The sequence below is a fragment of the Kitasatospora sp. NPDC001603 genome (genome assembly GCF_040298365.1).
Classification (GTDB): Bacteria; Actinomycetota; Actinomycetes; order Streptomycetales; family Streptomycetaceae; genus Kitasatospora.
Genome location: NZ_JBEPAA010000076.1, coordinates 1 through 19,275, shown reverse-complemented (window position 1 = coordinate 19,275; position 19,275 = coordinate 1). Strand labels below are relative to the sequence as shown.

Genomic DNA, 19,275 nt, shown 5'->3' with positions numbered 1-19,275 from the left:
GGAGCAGTGCCCGCGAAACCGCTTCAGGAGCTGGTCGACTTCGCCCGCGGCCACTCGCCGTTCTACGCGGAGGCGTACCGCGACGTCCCCCGGACGATCTCGCACCTCACCGAACTTCCCCTCATCGACCAGACCGCGTTCTGGGCCGCCAACACCTGGCCGGACAACCGGTTGCTGACCGGCCCGCTCACCGACGCCGGCGTCTACAAGACCGGCGGCACCACCGGCGTCCCGAAGTTCTCCCCCTGGTCGCGCACCGAGCACGCCGACTCCGTCACCGCCTTCGGCGCGGGCATGGTCCGGGCCGGTCTGAAACCCGGCCACCGGGTGGCCAACCTGTTCTGCGCGGGCGAACTCTACGGCGGCTTCCTCTACATCGAGAACGCGCTGCACCACGCGCCGGTGGAGAACGTCCGCCTGCCGGTCGGCTGCGCCGCGCCGGACGACTACGTGGTCGACCTGATCACCGGCTTCGGCGTGCACGTCCTCGCGGGCGAGCCGATGAAGCTCAGCGCGGTGGCCGAGTGCCTGGTCCGGCGCGGGCGCAGCGCCGACTCCGTGGAACTGCTGCTCTTCGGCGGCGACCTGCTCTTCGCCGACCTGCGGCCGATCCTGTCGCAGGCCTTCCCGAAGGCGGCCGTCTCCTCGGTCGGCTACGCCTCGAACGACGCCGGCCTGGTCGGCGCGCCGGTGCCGGGCGACGACGTCCGCGTCCACGAGGCCTTCCCGGACCGCACGGTGGTGGAGCTGGTCGACGAGGTGACCGGCGAGCCGGTCACGGCCGCGGGCGTGCCCGGCCGGGTCGTGGTCACCAATCTGTTCCGCACCCTGATGCCGATCCTCCGGTACCCGACCGGGGACCGCGCCGAGTGGGTCGACCCGGAGCGCGGGACGTTCCGGCTGGTCGGCCGGTCGAACGAGGGCGCCCGGGTGGGCACGGTGGCCCTGCCGACCGAGGAGATCCGCGCGGTACTGCTCGCCGCCGACCCCGACCGGGTCATCTCGGGCCTGCAGCTGGTGCAGCGCCGCTGGGACGGCCGGGACGGCCTCGTGCTGCGCCTCGGGTACACCGGGCCGCCGCCGGCGGCGCCGGGCGGGCTCGGCGAACGGCTGGTCGCGGCCGTGTACGCGGCCGTGCCGCTCTACCCGGCCGAGGTGGCGTCCGGCGCGATCCACCACCTCGCCGTCGAGTGGGTGCCCCGCGCCGAGCTGGCGACCAACCCCCGGACGGGCAAGCTCCGTCAGGTGGTGGACGAGCGGCCCCGGGACTGAGCAGCACGAGCGGCCCCGGGACTGAGCAGCACGGGCGGCCGCGGGACTCGGCGCCGCGGGCGGGGCCGCCGGTCTGTCGTTGGTGGGCCGCCGGGCGGGCCGGTCAGCCCGCCGGTGGCCGGCCGGCGATGACGACGCTCTGCCCGCGGAACTCCGCGACGACCTTGCCCGTCGCCTGCCGGACGGTCACGTCGTAGATCCCCTGCCGCCCGGCGCGGGCCCGCTCCACCGCCTCCGCGACCAGCTCGTCGCCGGCCTCGGCCGGGGCCAGGAAGGTCACCTGCGCGGCCTGGGCCACGGTCACCGGGCCGTGGCTGTTGCACGCGTAGGAGAACGCCGCGTCGGCGAACAGGAACAGGAAGCCGCCGTGCGCCGTCCCGTGGCCGTTCACCATGTCCGGGCCGACCCGCATGCGCATCAGCGCCCGTCCGGCGGACACCTCGTCGAGGGTGATGCCCAGCGCGTGGCAGGCCCGGTCCCGGGCGTACAGCGCGTCGATCGCCGACTCCCCGGCCGGGGCCGCTCCGGTGTCCGCGTCCACGACGTCCCGCCTTCCCCGAGGGCCCGGCAGGTGGCCGAACCAGCACCGCCCGTCATCCTGCGCTCCGGATTACACCGAGCCGCGGCACCGCCTGTCAATGGCCCTCCTCCCGGACGGCGCGTGGCACACCCGCGGTCCCGGGGGCGCCTTCCCGCCCGGACGACGGGACGCTACTGTTCGGTAACCATGGCCGGGCGCGGCCCCCGGCACGCCCCGCCGACCGCGTCCGGGGCACCACGTCGTCCGAGGAGTGACCGTGAAGCGATCGAGACTCTCCACCCGGCTCCTGAGCGGTCTGCTGCTCGGCGCCGGGGTGCTGCACTTCGCCGCGCCCCGCCCGTTCGAGGCGACCGTGCCCAAGCGGCTCCCGGGCAGCCGGCGGGGCTGGACGTACGCGAGCGGCGTCGCCGAACTCGCCATCGGCGCGGCGGTCGCCGTACCGCGCACCCGGCGGGTCGGCGCCCTGGCCGCGGCGGGCCTCTTCGCCGCCGTGTTCCCGGCCAACGTGAAGATGGCCTACGACTGGCGGCACCGGCCGGCCCCGCTGCCGGCCCTCGCCGTGGCCCGGCTGCCGCTCCAGGTGCCGCTGATCCTGTGGGCGCTGCGGGTCGGCCGGCGGCCGCGGGGCTGACCGGCCCCGGGCACCCGGGCCCACCGGGTCTGCCCGGCGGCGGTGCGGCGCCCCCCCCCGGCCCCCGCCGGGCCGGGACACGGGACGCCACCCGATCGACCGAGTCGGCAGCCGCCGTCCGGGTGGCGCGCGGCGGAAACGGTCCGCACACGCATCGCCCGCTCGTTCTGCCGTACATGCCCACACAGACCGATCCACCGAGTTCCCGGTGCGCCTGATCGGACGGACCGCTTCGGCGGTCCTGTCCCTGACGATCCTGGTCCTCCCGGCGGTGGCCGCCGGCGGCGACCGGCCGGCCGGCGCGGACCCCGCGCCCCGGCCGCCCGAGAACGGCCGCACCGGCTGGGAGGTCGCGGCGGGCGCCGCCAACGTCCGCCGCGACCACTCGGTCAACGACACGGTGCTCGGCCTGACGCACTGCGGCGAGCGGGTCGAGGTCCTGGACACCTGGACCTCCCCGCTCGGCACCCGCTGGGGCCAGGTCGCGGTCACCCGCACCGGGGTCACCGGCTGGGTGCTCTGGTCCCTGCTCACCCGCCACGAGCCGGCCGCCGCACCCGTCGCGGACTGCCCGCCCCGGGAGTGCCGACGCGCCGCTCCCCCGTGCGCCGGCGGGTCGACCGAGATCGGGCCGGCCCCCCGCTGATTCCGCCGATCCCCCCGGGCCGACCCGGTCGGCCCAGAGCTCGCCGGCCCAGAGCTCGCCGCCTCAGAGCTCGTCGGCCATCGCGGCACCCCCGAACAGGGCGAGCCCGGCCATCACGACCAGCAGGACGACGGCCACCGTGCGGTCCGCCGGATCGGGGCGCGGGCCGAGGCGGGGATCGACGGTGCCTCGCGGGTCCACGGTCACCTGGAGCCGGTCACCGAGCGCGACGCGCCTGCCCCCGGTCCCGATGCCGGTGACCTCGGTCCCGTCGGCCAGCCGCACGTCGACCCCGGTCACGGAGGGCCCCTGACCGGCCATCGGGTCCGAGCCGACGACCGTCCGGACCACTTCGGCCTCTGAGGTGACCCCCCGGTCGTGCAGCAGCTGCTGCTCCTGCATCCCGAACCCGCAGACGAGGAGGCCGATCCAGGAGGCCAGCAGGCCGGACAGGGCGGCCGCCGTCCGCTCCGCGTTCCCCTTGGCCAACCGGACCACGGCGGCCACGCAGCCCAGCACGACCGCCGCGAAGCAGCCCGCGGCCACCAGCGCCGGGCCGTGGTCCCGCAGTTCGAGGATCCCCCAGGCGCTCAGCACCGCGGGCACCAGCCAGCAGACCCCCGACACCACCACGAACGACGCCCCCGCCGCACCCCGCATGGACTCACCCCCGGCTGCTCCCCTACCCGGCGAGGAGCGCGGCGACGCCCGCCGCGCCGGTGCACCTCGCCCACCGTCCTGGCGGCCTTCCCGGGGCGCAAGGTCGAGGCGTGGAGTGCCTGCCCGACACCCCCGATACCGTGCTCCGCACCGGCGACGGGAACCTCGGCGGCCACCTCCGCACCCTCCCGCTCCGCACCCCCTGACCGCGACTCCCCACCGCACCCCACGGCTCCACCGGTCGCGGCCGAGCCTCGCCCCTTCGGCCGCGCCCCGCCGGGCCGGTCAGCGGCGGCCGAACAGCTTGCCCAGCCAGCCTCCGGCGGCCCGGCCGCCGTCCTTCCCGCATGCGCAGCGGTCGGCCCGGGGTACCCCGGCCAGCACCTGGTCCACGTGCATGCCGCACCCGGCGTAGCCCGGCTTTCCGCAGGACCGACAGACGACGCGTCGACACATGACGCCCTCCTTCTTCTTCGGGGCGGCCCGACCGGCCGCCCCCCAAATATACCCGAGGGGGTATTTCTCCCGGCCGGCGCCGATCCTCCCCCCACCCCGCCCGAGCCGCTCCGCCCGACCCGGCCGTTCCGCGCGGCCGTTCCAGGCCGCCGCGTTCGCGCAGGTCAGAGGCCGAAGACCGTTCCAGCGTCCCGAATCCGCGGCCGGCCCTGGCGGCCGGAACGGCCCCCGGGCCAAGGTCGTGCCCAGACCCGGCAGACCGGGTTCCGCACCGCACCACAGACACCGGGGGCCTCCCATGCGCACCACTCACCGCCGACGCACCACCGCCCTGGCCGCGACGGGCGCCGCCGCGCTCGCCCTCGTCCTCACCGCCTGCGGCGGGAACCCCGCGGACAGCGGGACCGCACCGGCGCCCACGACGGCCGCGCAGTCCACGCCCGCCGCCACCGGGGCCACCACCACCTCCGCCGGTACCGCCGCCGGCACCGCGCCGAACACCGCCGCCCCCTCCGGCACCAAGACCGGCGCCGGCGCGGGTGCCGGGACGAGCACCCCCTCCGCGCGGCCGACCGGTGCCGCGCAGGCACCCGCCGATCCGGCGGCGGCGTCCGCGCCGCTCTGCGCCGTCAAGGATGTCGCCATCAGCGCCGCCCTCCAGGACGGCCCGCCCTACACGCACCTCGTCCTGACCGCGAAGAACACCTCCGGCCACAGCTGCCGGCTGAGCGAGTACCCCCGGATCCGGTTCCTGGAGAGCCACCGCGAGAACGTGCCCGCCGTGGCCAAGAGCAGGCCCGCCGCACCCGTCGTCCTCACCGCCGGCGCCCCGGCCTACGCCCTCGTGAAGCTGTCCGACGGCGGCGTGCACGAGAACAACGAGCCGGTGACCGCCTTCTCCGTCGCCCTTGACGGCGGCAGCGGCCCGGCCACCGTCAAGGCCCCCGGCAACGGCGGCATCGCCGTCGACCCGGCGGCCTGGGCCACCGGCTACTGGACGTACGAGCTGCGCAACGGCGCCGACGACTTCTGACCGGGCCCGCCCGGCTCCCGGGGCCGGGGGCGGCTGCTAGGTTCGCGAGGGCGGCTCCCGGTCGAGCCGACGCCGGACGGGGCGGGTGGCGCACCCGGCCGGTGCGAACGACACCGACGGGAGACCGCATGACCTCCGGCCCGCACCCGACCGCCTGCACGGACCCGGCCGGCCCCCCGGCCCCGGCCGGCTCTCCGGCCCCGATCGACTTCTCGGCCCCGATCGACTTCTCGAACGTGGCCGAGCACGCCGCCGGGCGCTCCCTGGACGTGCGCTGGATCCACGGCTCGGAGTCGGCGAAGCACAACACCGACCCGGAACTCCAGGTCCACCACTACGACGAGCACACCGTGATCCTCCGGCAGAACATGGCCGTGAACTACGAGGCGCCGTTCCTCTTCCTGCTCTTCGGCAGCGAGCGGGCGGTACTGATCGACACCGGCGCCACCGCGTCCCCCGAGCTCTTCCCGCTCCGCCGCGTGGTCGACGAGCTGGTCGCGCGGTGGCTCGCCCGCCACCCCCGCACCGGCTACCGGCTGCTCGTCCTGCACAGTCACGGCCACGGCGACCACGTCGCGGGGGACGCGCAGTTCGCCGACCGGCCCGACACCGTCGTGGTGGACGCGGCCGCCGACACCGTCCGGGCGTTCCTCGGGCTGGGCGACGATCCCGACCTCCCGGCCCGGCTCGACCTCGGCGGGCGGACGCTGACCTGTCTGACCAGTCCCGGCCACCACGAAGCCGCCATCACCTACTACGACCCGTTCACCGGCTTCCTGCTCACCGGCGACACCGTCTACCCGGGGCGGCTCTACATCGCCGACTGGGACGCCTACGTCGCGACGATCGACCGGCTGATCGCCTTCGCCGCCGACCACCCGGTCAGCCACGTGCTCGGCTGCCACATCGAGATGACCGACCGGCCGGGGGTGGACTACCCGATCCGGTACACCTACCAACCCGACGAGCCGCCGCTGCAGATGACGGTCGCCCAGCTCCACGACATCCGGCGCGCCCTGGACGAGGCGGCCGCCCGCCCCGGCCGGCACGCCTTCGACGACTTCGTGCTCTCCTACCGCACGGGCTGACCGGGGCCGACAAGGGTCCCGGAGGTCCGGCGCGACCGGCGGTCGGGCACGGCGGAGCGGAACGCCCATTGCCCGCCCGGCCGTTCGCCCCCGGCGCGCCGGCCGTGCTGGCAGACTGGCGCCATGGCAACCACCTCCGCGACGGTCCGGCACCGCCCCCGCGCGTTCCTCTCGGCGGCCGCGCTCCTGCTCGCCGGGGCGGCCGTCACCGCGTGCTCCTCCGGCGGCGACTCCCGGCCCGGGCCGCCGCCCGCCCCGTCGACCCCCACACCCACCGGCCGGACCGTCGCCGTCTACACCCCCGACCACCCGTTGGACGAGGGGCAGCTGAAGCAGGCGGCCGAACTGCTGCGCAAGCGCGCCGAGGCGCGCGGCCTGCCGGACGCCCGGGTCGAGCCGGCGGCCGCCGCGCTGCGGCTCTCGGTCGCCGGACAGGTCGCCGGGGACCGCCTCGCGGCGCTCGGCCGCCGGGCCGCGCTGGACTTCCGCCCGGTCCTGGCCGTGGCGGTAGCCGGCACCCCGTCCCCCGGCGCGGCGGACGTCGCCCCGACCGGCACGGTGCCGCCCGAACTCGCCGCCGGGTTCGCCGCGCTGAGCTGCGGCGCACCGGCCGCCGCCCTCCCCGCCGCCGTCGATCCGGGCACCGCCGTGGCGATCTGCGGCACCGCCACCAAGGCGGCCCCGGTGGTGATGAAGTACGCGCTGGCCCCGGCCGCCCTCCAGGGCACCGACGTCGCGAAGGCCTCGGCAGTGCTCGACAGCCAGACCGTGGGCCGCTGGCAGGTCCAGGTGGACTTCACCCCGCAGGGCGGCACCGCCTTCGCCGCCCTCACCGGCAGGATCGCCCCGCAGCCGCAGCCCACCAACCAGATGGCCGTCACGGTGGACGGCACGGTCCTCTCGGCCCCCTACGTCGCCGAGGCGATCACCGGCGGATCGGCCGTGATCAGCGGCACCTTCACCGAGGACGAGGCCAAGGACCTGGCCGCCGCCCTCACCGCCGGCAGCCTGCCCGCCCATTTCACGGCCGCGCTCTCCACCCCGACCGGCTGACTCGGGTGCCGGGTCCCGGGTCCCGTCGCCCGGCCTGAAGGCCGACGCTTGCGCGGCGCCGCAGCCGCCCGCGGTCCCGCCGCCGTCGAGTCCAGCCCGGTCCGGCGGTCCGCCGGGACCAGGAACGTGCGCCGGGGCGTCAGGCGCCGCTGTGGCGGAGCATCTCCTCGCGGTCGACGACCTTGACGCGGTCGCGGCCCTCGGCCGCGCCGAGGGCGCGCTCGTGCGCGTCGAGTTCCTTCCAGCCCTCCCAGGTGGTGAAGCGGACGCCCTGGCCGCGCAGGTGGGCCACCACCGCGTCGGGCTCGGGCGCGACGGCGCCGGGGAGGCGGCCGGCGGCGTGGTCGGCCAGCAGGCAGGCGACGGTCTCGTTGGCGTCGCCCTTGGTGTGGCCGATCAGACCGACGGGGCCGCGCTTGATCCAGCCGGTCACGTAGGTGGCGGCGAGGTGGGAGCCGTCGGCGGTCAGGACGCGGCCGGCCTCGTTGGGGACGGTGCCGCTGATCGGGTCGAAGGGCACCTTCGGCAGCTCGTCGGAGTAGTAGCCGATGGCGCGGTAGACGGCCTGGACGTCCCAGTCGGTGAACCGGCCGGTGCCCCGGACGTTGCCGGTGCCGTCGAGTTCGGTGCGCTCGGTACGCAGGCCGCTCACCCGGCCGTCCTCGCCGATCACCTCGACGGGCGACTCGAAGAAGTGCAGGTGGACGCGGTGCGGGCGGTCGCCGACGTCGCGGATGGCCCAGTTCTCGATGGTGGAGGCGACCATGTCGGCGTGCTTGCTGGCGCGGCGCTCGGCGATCGAGCCGTCGTCGTACTCGATGTCCTCGGGGTCCACGACGACCTCGATGGTCGGGGAGTGGTCGAGCTCCCGCAGCTCCATGGGGCTGAACTTGGCCTGGGCCGGGCCGCGGCGGCCGAAGACGTGCACCTCCAGCGCCTGGTTGGCCGTCAGGCCGGCGTGGACGTTCGGCGGGATCTCGGTGGAGAGCAGTTCGTCGGCGGTCTTGGCGAGGATGCGGGCCACGTCGAGCGCCACGTTGCCCGCGCCGAGGACGGCGACCTTGCGGGCCTCCAGCGGCCACGTCCGGGGGACGTCGGGGTGCCCGTCGTACCAGGAGACGAAGTCGGCGGCGCCGTGGGAGCCGTCCAGGCCGACGCCGGGGATGTCGAGTGCCCGGTCGGCCGTCGCACCGGTGGCGAAGACCGCCGCGTCGTAGAAGCGGTGCAGGTCGTCCAGGGTGAGGTCGTTCGGGTAGTCGACGTTGCCGAACAGGCGTATGCCGGGCTTCTCCAGGACCTGGTGCAGCGCGGTGACGATGCCCTTGATCCGGGGGTGGTCGGGGGCGACGCCGTAGCGGATCAGGCCGAACGGCGCGGGCATCCGCTCGAACAGGTCGATGGAGACGCCCGGGGCCTGGGCGGCGTCGGACTTGAGCAGGGCGTCTGCGGCGTAGATGCCGGCGGGGCCGGCTCCGACGATCGCGATGCGGATCGGGCGGGACATGGCGGGCGTTCCTCCGGACGGGCGAGCGGCAGACGGACGTTCGTAGCAAACCTCTGCAGTCTGCACTGCTGTAGGGGGTCCGGAGCTATGACCTCATAGAGCCAACCTATGGGCGGGGCGCGGAGGCCTCTGGTACGGGATCCGGCCGCCGCCCGGGGCCGCCCATCCGCGCCGCGGAGTGTGAGAGGCTCCGGGGACTCCGGCATGCCCCCGACCGACCCGTCCGAACGGGCGCGGCACCGGCGCGGCGGCAGCGGAGGGCACGGCGGAACGCGGGCTCACCGCGCTTCGTACGGGGGTGTCCGACCACTGCGGACGATGAACGGGAAGGAGGTCGACCCACTCCTTTCCACTCCCAACTTATAGCGCACCGGGGGTCTTGCGGCAAGGCCCCCGTCGTACCGCAGAATTGTCCGCCGAGGCCGGGACCTGCGGATATGGAGGCGCAGCGGCCCGGATTCGCGCCCCCGCGGCGCTCGGCGGCACCGGCTTCCGGGTCCGCCGCTCTCCCAAGATCATTATCCTGAGTGTCCCCGTCCCGGGCCGCCGGCCGAGCGCAGGCGCCGGCCCCGGGCCTTCCCGTGTCGCACACGGCGGTCCTCGCACCGCCACCCTCGGTCGCCCGGTCGGTCGAGGACCCCTGAGTCAATGGAGCTGGCCATGGTCCCCACGTCGTCGTCCTCGTCCGAACGTCCCGCCGGTGTCGATGCCGGAGCCGGGACCGGGGCGGACCCGGGCGCCGCCCTGCCCTCCGACGACTGGCGGGCCCGGGAGCTGCGGGCGGAGAACGCCTACGTCGGCCGGCTCTACGACCGGCTGGAGAGCCGGCGCGAACTCGCGACGGCCCGGCTGCGCGCGGTCCACCGCCAGGAGCAGGGCGGCACGCTCCAGTCCCGCCTGGAGCGCGACACCATGGAGCTCCACCACACCCGCCGGCTGGCGGAGCTGTACGCCGCGGAGTACGGGCTCTGCTTCGGCCGGCTCGACACCGCCGACGGCGAGCGGCAGTACATCGGCCGGATCGCCCTCGCGGACGACGACCACGAGCCGCTGCTCACCGACTGGCGGGCGTCGGCCGCGGAGCCGTTCTACCGCGCGACGCCGGCCGCGCCCGGCGGGGTGACGGGGCGACGGCACCTGCGGACCAAGGGGCGGACCGTCGTCGACTTCGACGACGACGCCTTCGCCATGGGTGCCCTGGAGGGCCGGGACGGCTCCGGCCTCAGCGGGGAGAGCGCCCTGCTCGCCTCGCTGACCGCGGCCCGGACCGGCCGGATGGGGGACATCGTCTCGACCATCCAGGCCGAGCAGGACCGGGTGATCCGCTCCGAGCTGAGCGGCGTGCTGGTCGTCCAGGGCGGCCCGGGCACCGGCAAGACCGTGGTCGCCCTGCACCGCGCCGCGTACCTGCTCTACACCCACCGCGACCGCCTGGCCAAGCGCGGTGTGCTGGTCATCGGGCCGAACAGGACGTTCCTGCGCTACATCGACCAGGTGCTCCCCGCGCTCGGCGAGAGCGAGGTCGTGCTGAGCAGCATCGGCGCCCTCTACCCGGGCGTGACCGGGACGGACACCGAGACGCCGGAGGCCGCCGCCGTGAAGGGCGACGCCCGGATGGCGCGGGTGCTCGCCACCGCGCTGGAGGGCCTGCGACAGCTCCCGGAGGAAGAGGAGCCCTGGACCATCACCGTGGGCCGCAGCTCGCCGCACCAGGAGGAGCTCGTGATCGGACGGGCGCTCTGCGAGCGGGCGCACGCCGCCGCGCACCGGACCGGCGAGCCCCACAACGCGGCCCGGGCCGCCCTGGTGGAGCGGCTCTCCTCCGAGCTGGCCCTGCGGATCGCCAGGGACCGGGGCGGGGAGATGGCGCTGGACGACGTGGTGGACCTCGCCGACGCGCTCGTCGTCGAGCGCGACTTCCAGGCCCTGGCCGAGAAGCTGTGGCCGCTGCTCGGTCCGGAGCAGCTGCTCACCGCGCTGTTCGCCTCCCCGGAGCTGCTCGCGGACGCCATGCCGGACTTCTCCGAGGCCGAGCGCGCCGCCCTGCTGCGCGAGCGGCCCGGTCCGGACGAGCCGGCCGCTCCCTGGACCACCGACGACGTGCCGCTGCTCGACGAGGCCGCCGAACTCCTCGGCCCGCTGCCGGGCAGCGCCGTCACCCGCCGGGCCGACGCCGCCGCCGAGGCCGAGCGGCTGGAGTTCGCCAAGGTCGTCCTGGAGGACTTCGGCGCGGGGCTGGCCGAGATCGACGCGGAGCTGCTGACGCGCCAGTACCAGGGCGAGGGCGAGTTCCGGCCGCTCTCCGAGCGCGCGGCCGAGGACCGGACCTGGGGCTTCGGGCACATCATCGTGGACGAGGCGCAGGAGCTCTCCCCGATGGCCTGGCGGCTGCTGACCCGCCGCTGCCCCGGCCGGTCCATGACGATCGTGGGCGACCTGGCCCAGACCGGCGCCCCGGCCGGGCTGAACTCCTGGGGCGAGGCGCTCGACGAGTACACCGCCGGGCGCTGGCGCACGGTGGAACTCACCATCAACTACCGGACCCCGGCCGAGATCATGCGGGTCACCGAGGGCGTCCTGCGGGCGGTCGACCCGGCGCTCACCGCGCCGACCGCGGTGCGCGGCGGCGGGACCGTTCCGTGGAGCCTGCGGATCCCCGAGGAGAACCGGGGCGCGGCCCTGCGCGCCGTCGTCGAGCGGGAGATCGCGGAGCTGGACGGCCGCCGGATGGCGATCCTGCACGCCCCCGGCTTCCCGGTCGAGCTGGTCGACGAGCTGGCCGGGCTGGCCGGTGTGGCGCGTGCCGACGGCCCGGCGTCGCTGGACTCGCCGGTCGTCCTGATGACGGCGGCGCAGTCCAAGGGGCTGGAGTTCGACGCCGTCCTCGTCGTGGAGCCCGACGAGATCCTCGCGGCGCACTCCCGCGGCGGGAACGACCTCTATGTCGCCCTCACCCGCGCGACGAAGAGCCTCGGGGTCGTGCACAGCCGGGAGCTGCCGGCGATGCTGGAGGGCCTGGAGGCCCGCTGAGGCGCGGCTCCCGCGCAGGCGTGTGCCGCCCGGTCGGGTGGCACACGCCCCACCGGCGGGAGGTCACCAGCGCTCGTGGACCTGGGCGCGGATCCGGCGGTCGTAGAGGTCCCGGACGGCGGCGAGGGTCGCCCCGGGCAGCGGCGGGAGGCCGGCCGCGGCGGCGTTCGCCCGGGCCTGCTCGGGGTTGCGCGCACCGGGGATCACCGTCGTGACGCCCGGCTGCTGGATGATCCAGCGCAGTGCGGTCTGCGCCGGGGTCGCCTCCCCGGGCGCGAGTGCGGCGAACTCCGCCGCCGCCTCGACGCCGGTCGCGAAGTCGACGCCGGAGAAGGTCTCTCCCTGGTCGAAGGCCTCGCCGTGCCGGTTGTAGCTGCGGTGGTCGTCCGCGGCGAACGCGGTCCGCGCGGTGTAGCGGCCGGAGAGCAGCCCCGAGGCGAGCGGCACGCGGGCCAGGATGCCCACCCCGGCGGCCGCGGCGGCGGGCAGGACCAGCTCCAGCGGCTTCAGCCGGAAGGCGTTCAGGATGATCTGGACGCTCGCGACACCGGGCCGGGCGATCGCGGTCAGGGCCTGCGCGCAGGTCTCCACGCTGACGCCGTAGGCGGCGATCCGCTCCTCGGCGACCAGGGTGTCCAGGGCGTCGTACACCTCGTCGTCGGAGTAGACCGGCGTCGGCGGGCAGTGCAGCTGCACCAGGTCGAGCCGGTCCACGCCCAGGTTGGAGCGGGAACGGTCGGACCAGGCACGGAAGTTGGCGAGGTTGTAGTGCTCCGGGCGCTGCTCGGCCCGGCGCCCGAACTTGGTGGCGACGAAGACCCCGGCGTCCGGGCGGCCCTTCAGGTAGCGGCCGATCAGCTGCTCGCTGCGGCCGTCGCCGTAGACGTCGGCGGTGTCGAAGAGGGTGACGCCGGCCTCGACGGAGGCGTTCAGGACGTCGAGCGCGTCCTCCTCGCGGACGTCACCCCAGTCCGCGCCGAGCTGCCAGGTACCGAGCCCCACGACGGAGACGGGTCGGCCGGTGCGGCCGAGTACACGCTGTTCCATGGGGCGAGCCTCTCACAGGGGCACCTCACCAGCGGCGAGGCGGCGCGATGGCCGCCCGGCCCGGCCCGCCCCGACGTGTCGGGGCGGGCCGGGCGGCGGTGCGTACGGGCGGCGGTGCGTACGGGCGCTACTCGCCGACGGTCAGCACGACCTTCCCGGTGACCCGGCCGGTGTCACCCAGGTCGTGCCCCTTGGCCGCGTCGGCGAGCGGGAAGACGGCCTCCACGACGGCCCGCAGCTCGCCCGCCTCGACCAGCCCGGCGATCGCCCGCATACCGGCCTGATCGGCCTCGACCAGCAGCGGGACGGCCTCGACGCCCCGGGCCGCGGCCTGCTCGGCGAGGTCGGCGGGCAGCGCTCCGAGCGCGATGCTGATCAGTCGGCCGCCCGGCTTCAGGGTGTCCAGCGAGCGGATCGCGGTGTCGCCGCCGATGGTGTCCAGGACGAGGTCGACCGGGGCGATCCGGGTGAAGTCCTCCGTGCGGTAGTCGATCAGCTCGTCGGCGCCCAGTTCGCGCAGCAGCGCGTGCTTGGGGGCACTGGCCGTGCCGATCACGTACGCGCCGCGGGTCTTGGCGATCTGCACGGCGAGGTGGCCGACACCGCCCGCCGCCGCGTGGATCAGGACGCGCTCGCCGGGCCGGACGCCCGCCGCGTCGACCAGCACCTGCCAGGCGGTCAGCGCCGCCAGCGGGATCGCGCCCGCCTGCACGTGGTCGACCCCGACCGGCTTGCGGACCAGCGCGCGGGCCGGGGCCACCGCGTACTCGGCGAACGAGCCGACGCCGTAGGGGTAGGGCAGCATCCCGAAGACCTCGTCGCCGGGACGGTGGATCGTCACGCCCGGGCCGACCGCCTCGACGACGCCGGAGACGTCCCAGCCGAGGACCAGCGGGAGGCGGTCGAGGAAACCGGGATTCTGGCGGTGCTTCCAGTCGGTGGGGTTCATGCCCGCGGCCCGGACGCGGACGAGGACCTCCGACGGGCCGGGCTCCGGGCGCTCGGTCTCGACCTCGCGCAGGACGTCGCTGCCGCCGTAGGTGTACTGGGTGATGGCTTTCATGGTGCTCATGCATCCAGGATGCTCCGGCCCCGACCAGCGCGGATAGCGGCCCGAAGGTCATGCTGTGCAAGAATTGGGCCATGCACCGCATCGTCGTCCTGGCCCTGGACGGAGTCATCCCGTTCGAGCTGAGCCTCGCCTCCCGACTCTTCGGAGCCGCCACGGACACCGAGGGCCGGCCCCTCTACGAGGTGGTCACCTGCTCGCTCGACGGCCGGCCCGTCCGTACCTCCGCCGACTTCTCCATCAGCGTCGAACACGACCGCAGCGCGCTCGCCGGCGCCGACACGCTGGTGATCCCGGCTTCCGAGGAGTTCGCCGGCATCGTCGACCGGGACTCCCTGCCGCCGCGCGTCGCCGAGGCACTGGCGCTGCTGCGCCCCGACGCACGGATCGCCGGGATCTGCATCGCCACCTTCGTGCTCGCCGCGGCCGGTCTGCTCGACGGCCGGGCCGCCGCCACCCACTGGCGGCACGCCGACCGGTTCCGGCGGTTCTACCCGGAGGTCGACCTCGCCCCCGACGTCCTGTTCGTCGACACCGGGCGGATCCTCACCTCGGCCGGCGCCGCGGCCGGCATCGACCTGATCCTGCACCTGATCCGCTCCGACCACGGCAGCGCCGTCGCCAATCTGGTCGCCCGGTGCTGCGTCGTCCCGCCGCAGCGCGAGGGGGGCCAGGCCCAGTACGTGCAACGGCCCGTCCCGGAGAGCACGGACGCCGGGACGTCCGCCACCCGGGCGTGGGCCCTCGACCGGCTGCACGAGCCCCTCCAGCTGACCGACCTCGCCGGCCACGCGGGCATGAGCCGGCGCACCTTCACCCGGCGCTTCCGGGCCGAGGTCGGGCTGAGCCCGGGCCAGTGGCTCACCCAGCAGCGCGTCGACCTGGCCAGGCACCTGCTGGAGAGCAGCGACCTGCCGGTCAACCGGATCGCCGAGCGGGTGGGCTTCGGTACCGGCGCGTCCCTGCGCCAGCACCTGCACTCCGCGATCGGCGTGCCGCCGGGCGCCTACCGGCGCACCTTCCGGGCCTGACGCCGCAGGCGCAGGCGATCGCCCTCGCCGAGGCCGCCCCAGACCCCGTACCGCTCGTGCGCCTCCAGGGCGTAGCGCAGGCACTCGCGCCGTACGGGGCAGCCGGCGCAGACCTCCTTCGCGGCGCTCTCACGCGAGTCGTGGGCCTCGCCGCGTTCGCCGACCGGGTGGAAGAAGAGACCGCTGTCGGCGGACCGGCAGGCACCGTGCCGCTGCCAGTCCCACCGGTGGTCGAGGGCCCCGGGCAGATGTGCGATGTTCGTCATGGCGCTGACTCCGTCCCTTCGGAGTGTTGTCGGGTGGTGTCGGGTGGTACCGAGACGTGTCGTGTGGTACCGAGACGTGTCGTGCGTTCGTTCGGGATGGCGACGGGTGGGCGTGCGGCGCGGTGGAGCGCTCAGTACCGCCCGCCGTAGTACGGGCCGTAGTAGGCGCCGAAGGTCTCCAGGTAGGCGATGTCCTCGTCGTACCCGATCGGCTCGAACGTCGGGCCGTTCTTGATCTCGTCCTTCGTCCGGTCGACGTAGACCTTCTTCTCGTCCTGCTCGACGCGCAGCACCGTGCCCGCCGGCAGCAGGACCTGGCGGCCGAAGATCCACGGGCCGGTGTCGACGACGAGGTACTGCGAGCCGGCCTCCGGCGAGTGCCGGTCGACCTTGCCGATCGGCCCGTCGGTCGCCTCCACGTGAAAGCCGACCAGATCGCCGTCGGCGACGTGGCCGGAGGTCGACCGGAACGCCCAGATGTCGATGTCGCTCGTGTCGCTCATGCCGGATTCCTTCCGCTCGGTGCCGCCCGGACCGTCCCGGGCGGCGCGTCCTCGCACCCCGGCTGCCCCGGACGCGCCGCTCCACACCCCTGTGGCGGACATCCGCCCGATCCGGGCCGAGGGTCCGTCAGGCGTGCCCCTCGGCGGCCGCCGCGGCGAGGTCCAGCAGGACGACGGCCTGCTCGCGCATCTCGACCTTCCGGATCTTTCCGGTGACGGTCATCGGGAACTCGTCGACGAGGTGCACGTAGCGCGGGATCTTGTAGTGCGCGATCCGGCCGGCGCAGAAGGCGCGCAGCCCCTCGGCGGTCAGCTCGGGGGCGCCGGGGCGCAGCCGGATCCAGGCCATCAGCTCCTCCCCGTACGTGGCGTCGGGGACGCCGATGACCTGGGCGTCCAGGACGTCCGGGTGGGTGTGCAGGAACTCCTCGACCTCCCGCGGGTAGATGTTCTCGCCGCCGCGGATGACCATGTCCTTGATCCGCCCGGTGATGGTGAGGTAGCCCTCCTCGTCCATCACCGCGAGGTCGCCGCTGTGCATCCAGCCGTCGGCGTCCAGGACTTCGGCGGTCCGGTCGGGCTGCTCCCAGTAGCCGATCATCACCGAGTAGCCGCGGGTGCACAGTTCGCCGGGGGTGCCACGGGGCACGGTGCGGCCGGTCCGCGGGTCGACGACCTTCACTTCGAGGTGCGGGCCGACCCGTCCGACGGTGGAGACCCGGCGCTCCAGCGGGTCCTCCGTCCGGGTCTGGACGGACACCGGGGAGGTCTCGGTCATGCCGTAGCAGATCGACACGTCGCGCATGCCCATCCGCTCGACGACCTGCTTCATCACCTCGGTGGGGCACGGCGATCCGGCCATAATCCCGGTGCGCAGGCTGGAGAGGTCGTGCTCGGCGAAGGACGGGTCGTTGAGTTCGGCGATGAACATGGTCGGGACGCCGTAGAGCGAGGTGCAGCGCTCGGCGGCCACCGCGCGCAGGGTGGTCGCGGGCTCGAACCCGGCGGCCGGGATCACCACGCAGGCGCCGTGCGAGAGCGCGGCGAGGTTTCCCATCACCATCCCGAAGCAGTGGTAGAACGGCACCGGTACGCAGATCCGGTCGTGTTCCGAGTAGCCGCACAACTCACCCACGAAGAAGCCGTTGTTGAGGATGTTGCGGTGCGACAGGGTCGCGCCCTTCGGGAAGCCCGTGGTGCCCGAGGTGTACTGGATGTTGATCGGGTCGTCCGGGCCCAGCGCCGCGGCGGCGGCGTGCAGCGGGCCGCGGTCGGCGTGCTCGGCCCGGGCGAGCAGGTCGGTCCAGGCCGGCGAGCCGATCAGCAGGACGTCCTTCAGCGCGGGGCAGCGCGGGGCGGTCTCGGCCAGCATGGCCGCGTAGTCGGAGGTCTTGAAGGCGGCCGCGGCCACGATCGTTCGGATGCCCGACTGCCTTAGGACGTACTCCAGTTCGTGCGCCCGGTAGCCGGGGTTGACGGTCACCAGGACGGCGCCGATCCGCGCGGTGGCGTACTGGGTGAACACCCACTCCGCGCAGTTCGGCGCCCAGATCCCGACCCGGTCGCCCCGGCCGACGCCGAGCGCCAGCAGCCCCAGCGCGACCCGGTCCACCTCCTCAGCCAGCTCCCGGTACGTCCACCGACGGCCGGACGGCAGGTCGACCAGGGCCTCGCGGCCGGGAAAGGCGCGGACCGCGCGGTCGAGGCTCGCGCCGATGGTGTCGTCCAGCAGGGGCGTGGCCGAGGTGCCGACGGCGGAACTGGGGGACGGGTTGGTCATGCGCTGACTCTCCTGGACTCGCCCGGACGAATGGCGACCGAGTCTATGCAAGGCCGCGCCCGGCGTCATCGCCCCTTCCCGCCCGCGACGGTGACGGGACGTCACCCGTGCGGCCCGTCGGAGAGGACCTCATGACAGGCCGGTTCGACGCCGCGGTCGAGGGGCCGGGACCGCCTCGACGGCACGGGGAACGGGCCGGGGATCGGCGGTCCGCGCGGCTGCCCCCGGCCGCCGATCCCCGGTCCGACCTGCACTTTCGGGCAAAGATCACCCTGGATCGTCAGGATGGACACGGTCAATTGTGTACATTCGGCATTGACTGAACTTCTGTCAGCGGGGGGCGCTGCATCCGGGGCCGATCCTCGGGCCCTCCGTTCCCGCACACGCCCGAGACAGGACCGCCCATGCCCCACCCGAAGCCCGCCGTCACCCGGCGCACCCTCGTCACGGCGATCGGTGCCACCGCCGCCGCGCTCGCCGTCACCCCCGCCGCGTCGGCCGCCGCCGCCGGCAGCGGCACCGGCGCCGGCAACGCCGCGGGCACCGGCGCGGGCGGGGCCCAGCCGCTCGCCGCCCGGACGGCCCGCATCCCCGAGACCCGGGCGCTGTCCGCGGTGGGCCGCGAGGCCACCACCGTGCGGGCGGACTTCCCGATCCGCTACGTCGGCGTCAGCTGGGACGGCCCCGCCCGCGGCGCCGCCATCCGGCTGCACCGCGACGACGCGACCCGCGGGGCGTGGCAGCCGCTGCCCGCCGGCTGCGCGGGCGGCCCGGACGGCGCCGACCGCACGGTCGGGACCGCCACCGCGCTGATCGCCGCCGACGGCGCGCCCGGCTACGACCTGCGCCTGCCCGACGGGGCGGCCAACGTCCGCTCCGCCGCCATCGACACCGTGCACGGCCCGGCCCGCACGGTCTCGCTCGCCCCGACGACGCCCGTCACCTTCTGCGGGGTCGAGTACCTCTCCCGCGCGGCCTGGGGCGCCGACGAGTCCAAGCGCTTCAAGAACGGCGTGGAGAACTCCCCCGCGAAGTACTACCCGCTGCAGACCCTGACGGTGCACCACACCGACACCGCCAACGCCGACCCGGACCCGGCGGCCACCGTGCGGGCGATCTACGAGTACCACGCGATCACCAACGACTGGGGCGACATCGGCTACCACTTCCTGATCGACGAGGCCGGCCGGATCTACGAGGGCCGCTGGTCGGGCGACGACGGCATCCCGGCGCACGACGCGGCCGGGAACGCCGTGACGGCCTTCCACACCGCCGGCTTCAACTCGGGCAACATCGGCATCGCCCTGCTGGGCACCCTCAGCAGCCAGGCGCCGACCGCCCCGGCCCGCACGTCGCTGACCGCGCTGCTCGCCGTGCTGACCCGCGCGCACAACCTGGACCCCCAGGCGCACGTCACCTTCGTGAACCCGGTCAACGGCGTGACCAAGCCGGTCGAGATGATCAGCGGCCACCGCGACTGGCTGGCCACCGACTGCCCCGGCGGCACGATGTACGCCGACCTGCCGGCGCTGCGCGCCGACGTGGCGGCCGTCCCCGCCCCCGGGCACTGACCCGGCCGGCCGGGGCGGGGGGGGGGGGGGGCGCCCCCCCCCCCCCCCCCCCGCCCGCGCCGGGGGGGGCGGCCCCGGACGACAAGTCCGACCG

At 75.0% G+C, this 19,275-nt stretch carries 18 protein-coding genes; 9 read left to right on the top strand and 9 right to left on the bottom strand.

What is annotated here, in order from left to right; all coding sequences use genetic code 11:
• Nucleotides 1–6 precede the first annotated feature (6 nt).
• Nucleotides 7–1,272, top strand: coding sequence for a phenylacetate--CoA ligase family protein (locus ABT263_RS31950; protein WP_352295700.1), 1,266 nt, complete (start codon nt 7–9; stop codon nt 1,270–1,272).
• Between the two features lie 103 nt (nt 1,273–1,375).
• Here the strand turns inward: ABT263_RS31950 and paaI are convergent, their stop codons facing one another.
• The gene (paaI, locus tag ABT263_RS31945; RefSeq protein WP_352295698.1) at nt 1,376–1,813 is read right to left on the bottom strand and encodes a hydroxyphenylacetyl-CoA thioesterase PaaI; all 438 of its coding nucleotides are present in this window, start codon (nt 1,811–1,813) and stop codon (nt 1,376–1,378) included.
• Between the two features lie 256 nt (nt 1,814–2,069).
• On the opposite strand from paaI, the gene ABT263_RS31940 reads away from it, so the two are divergent.
• Both ABT263_RS31940 and ABT263_RS31935 read left to right on the top strand, forming a co-directional pair.
• Complete coding sequence (locus ABT263_RS31940; RefSeq protein WP_352295695.1) at nt 2,070–2,444, top strand: DoxX family protein; 375 nt, start codon at nt 2,070–2,072, stop codon at nt 2,442–2,444.
• Nucleotides 2,445–2,652: 208 nt separating this feature from the next.
• Nucleotides 2,653–3,090: an SH3 domain-containing protein gene (locus tag ABT263_RS31935; protein ID WP_352295692.1), complete on the top strand. Its 438-nt coding sequence runs from the start codon at nt 2,653–2,655 to the stop codon at nt 3,088–3,090.
• Between the two features lie 63 nt (nt 3,091–3,153).
• On the opposite strand, the gene ABT263_RS31930 is transcribed toward ABT263_RS31935, so the two are convergent.
• Nucleotides 3,154–3,750, bottom strand: a complete 597-nt coding sequence (locus ABT263_RS31930; protein WP_352295690.1) for a hypothetical protein — start codon at nt 3,748–3,750, stop codon at nt 3,154–3,156.
• Nucleotides 3,751–4,035: 285 nt separating this feature from the next.
• On the bottom strand, nt 4,036–4,206 hold the full coding sequence (locus tag ABT263_RS31925; protein ID WP_352295687.1) for a DUF8730 family Cys-rich protein: 171 nt from the start codon (nt 4,204–4,206) through the stop codon (nt 4,036–4,038).
• A gap of 298 nt (nt 4,207–4,504) precedes the next feature.
• On the opposite strand from ABT263_RS31925, the gene ABT263_RS31920 reads away from it, so the two are divergent.
• The 3 genes from ABT263_RS31920 to ABT263_RS31910 all read left to right on the top strand — a co-directional run bounded on the left by ABT263_RS31920 (nt 4,505) and on the right by ABT263_RS31910 (nt 7,380).
• The gene (locus ABT263_RS31920; RefSeq protein WP_352295684.1) at nt 4,505–5,239 is read left to right on the top strand and encodes a DUF4232 domain-containing protein; all 735 of its coding nucleotides are present in this window, start codon (nt 4,505–4,507) and stop codon (nt 5,237–5,239) included.
• A 128-nt stretch (nt 5,240–5,367) separates the two neighbouring features.
• Nucleotides 5,368–6,327, top strand: coding sequence for an MBL fold metallo-hydrolase (locus tag ABT263_RS31915; RefSeq protein ID WP_352295681.1), 960 nt, complete (start codon nt 5,368–5,370; stop codon nt 6,325–6,327).
• A 123-nt stretch (nt 6,328–6,450) separates the two neighbouring features.
• Complete coding sequence (locus tag ABT263_RS31910) at nt 6,451–7,380, top strand: SecDF P1 head subdomain-containing protein (protein ID WP_352295679.1); 930 nt, start codon at nt 6,451–6,453, stop codon at nt 7,378–7,380.
• A 139-nt stretch (nt 7,381–7,519) separates the two neighbouring features.
• On the opposite strand, the gene ABT263_RS31905 is transcribed toward ABT263_RS31910, so the two are convergent.
• Nucleotides 7,520–8,884: an FAD-dependent oxidoreductase gene (locus ABT263_RS31905; RefSeq protein WP_352295676.1), complete on the bottom strand. Its 1,365-nt coding sequence runs from the start codon at nt 8,882–8,884 to the stop codon at nt 7,520–7,522.
• A gap of 660 nt (nt 8,885–9,544) precedes the next feature.
• Here ABT263_RS31905 and ABT263_RS31900 point away from each other — a divergent pair.
• Entirely contained in the window at nt 9,545–11,914 is a 2,370-nt protein-coding gene (locus ABT263_RS31900) for a HelD family protein (RefSeq protein WP_352295673.1), read from the top strand.
• Between the two features lie 63 nt (nt 11,915–11,977).
• On the opposite strand, the gene ABT263_RS31895 is transcribed toward ABT263_RS31900, so the two are convergent.
• Both ABT263_RS31895 and ABT263_RS31890 read right to left on the bottom strand, forming a co-directional pair.
• Nucleotides 11,978–12,961, bottom strand: a complete 984-nt coding sequence (locus ABT263_RS31895) for an aldo/keto reductase (RefSeq protein WP_352295670.1) — start codon at nt 12,959–12,961, stop codon at nt 11,978–11,980.
• 127 nt (nt 12,962–13,088) lie between these two features.
• Complete coding sequence (locus ABT263_RS31890) at nt 13,089–14,024, bottom strand: NADP-dependent oxidoreductase (protein WP_352295752.1); 936 nt, start codon at nt 14,022–14,024, stop codon at nt 13,089–13,091.
• Nucleotides 14,025–14,104: 80 nt separating this feature from the next.
• Between ABT263_RS31890 and ABT263_RS31885 the strand changes: the two genes are divergently transcribed.
• Entirely contained in the window at nt 14,105–15,061 is a 957-nt protein-coding gene (locus ABT263_RS31885; RefSeq protein ID WP_329491476.1) for a GlxA family transcriptional regulator, read from the top strand.
• Here the strand turns inward: ABT263_RS31885 and ABT263_RS31880 are convergent.
• The 3 genes from ABT263_RS31880 to ABT263_RS31870 all read right to left on the bottom strand — a co-directional run bounded on the left by ABT263_RS31880 (nt 15,037) and on the right by ABT263_RS31870 (nt 17,610).
• On the bottom strand, nt 15,037–15,327 hold the full coding sequence (locus tag ABT263_RS31880) for a WhiB family transcriptional regulator (protein WP_329491475.1): 291 nt from the start codon (nt 15,325–15,327) through the stop codon (nt 15,037–15,039). The genes ABT263_RS31885 and ABT263_RS31880 overlap by 25 nt on opposite strands.
• Nucleotides 15,328–15,458: 131 nt before the next feature.
• Nucleotides 15,459–15,830 (bottom strand): PRC-barrel domain containing protein, encoded by a 372-nt coding sequence (locus tag ABT263_RS31875; protein WP_329491474.1) that lies wholly within the window; start codon nt 15,828–15,830, stop codon nt 15,459–15,461.
• A 127-nt stretch (nt 15,831–15,957) separates the two neighbouring features.
• Entirely contained in the window at nt 15,958–17,610 is a 1,653-nt protein-coding gene (locus tag ABT263_RS31870; protein WP_352295668.1) for an AMP-binding protein, read from the bottom strand.
• A 404-nt stretch (nt 17,611–18,014) separates the two neighbouring features.
• Here ABT263_RS31870 and ABT263_RS31865 point away from each other — a divergent pair, with 404 nt between their 5' ends.
• Nucleotides 18,015–19,181 carry a peptidoglycan recognition protein family protein gene (locus ABT263_RS31865; RefSeq protein ID WP_352295666.1) on the top strand — a complete coding sequence of 389 codons (1,167 nt, stop codon included), beginning with the start codon at nt 18,015–18,017 and terminating at the stop codon, nt 19,179–19,181.
• Nucleotides 19,182–19,275: the final 94 nt, after the last annotated feature.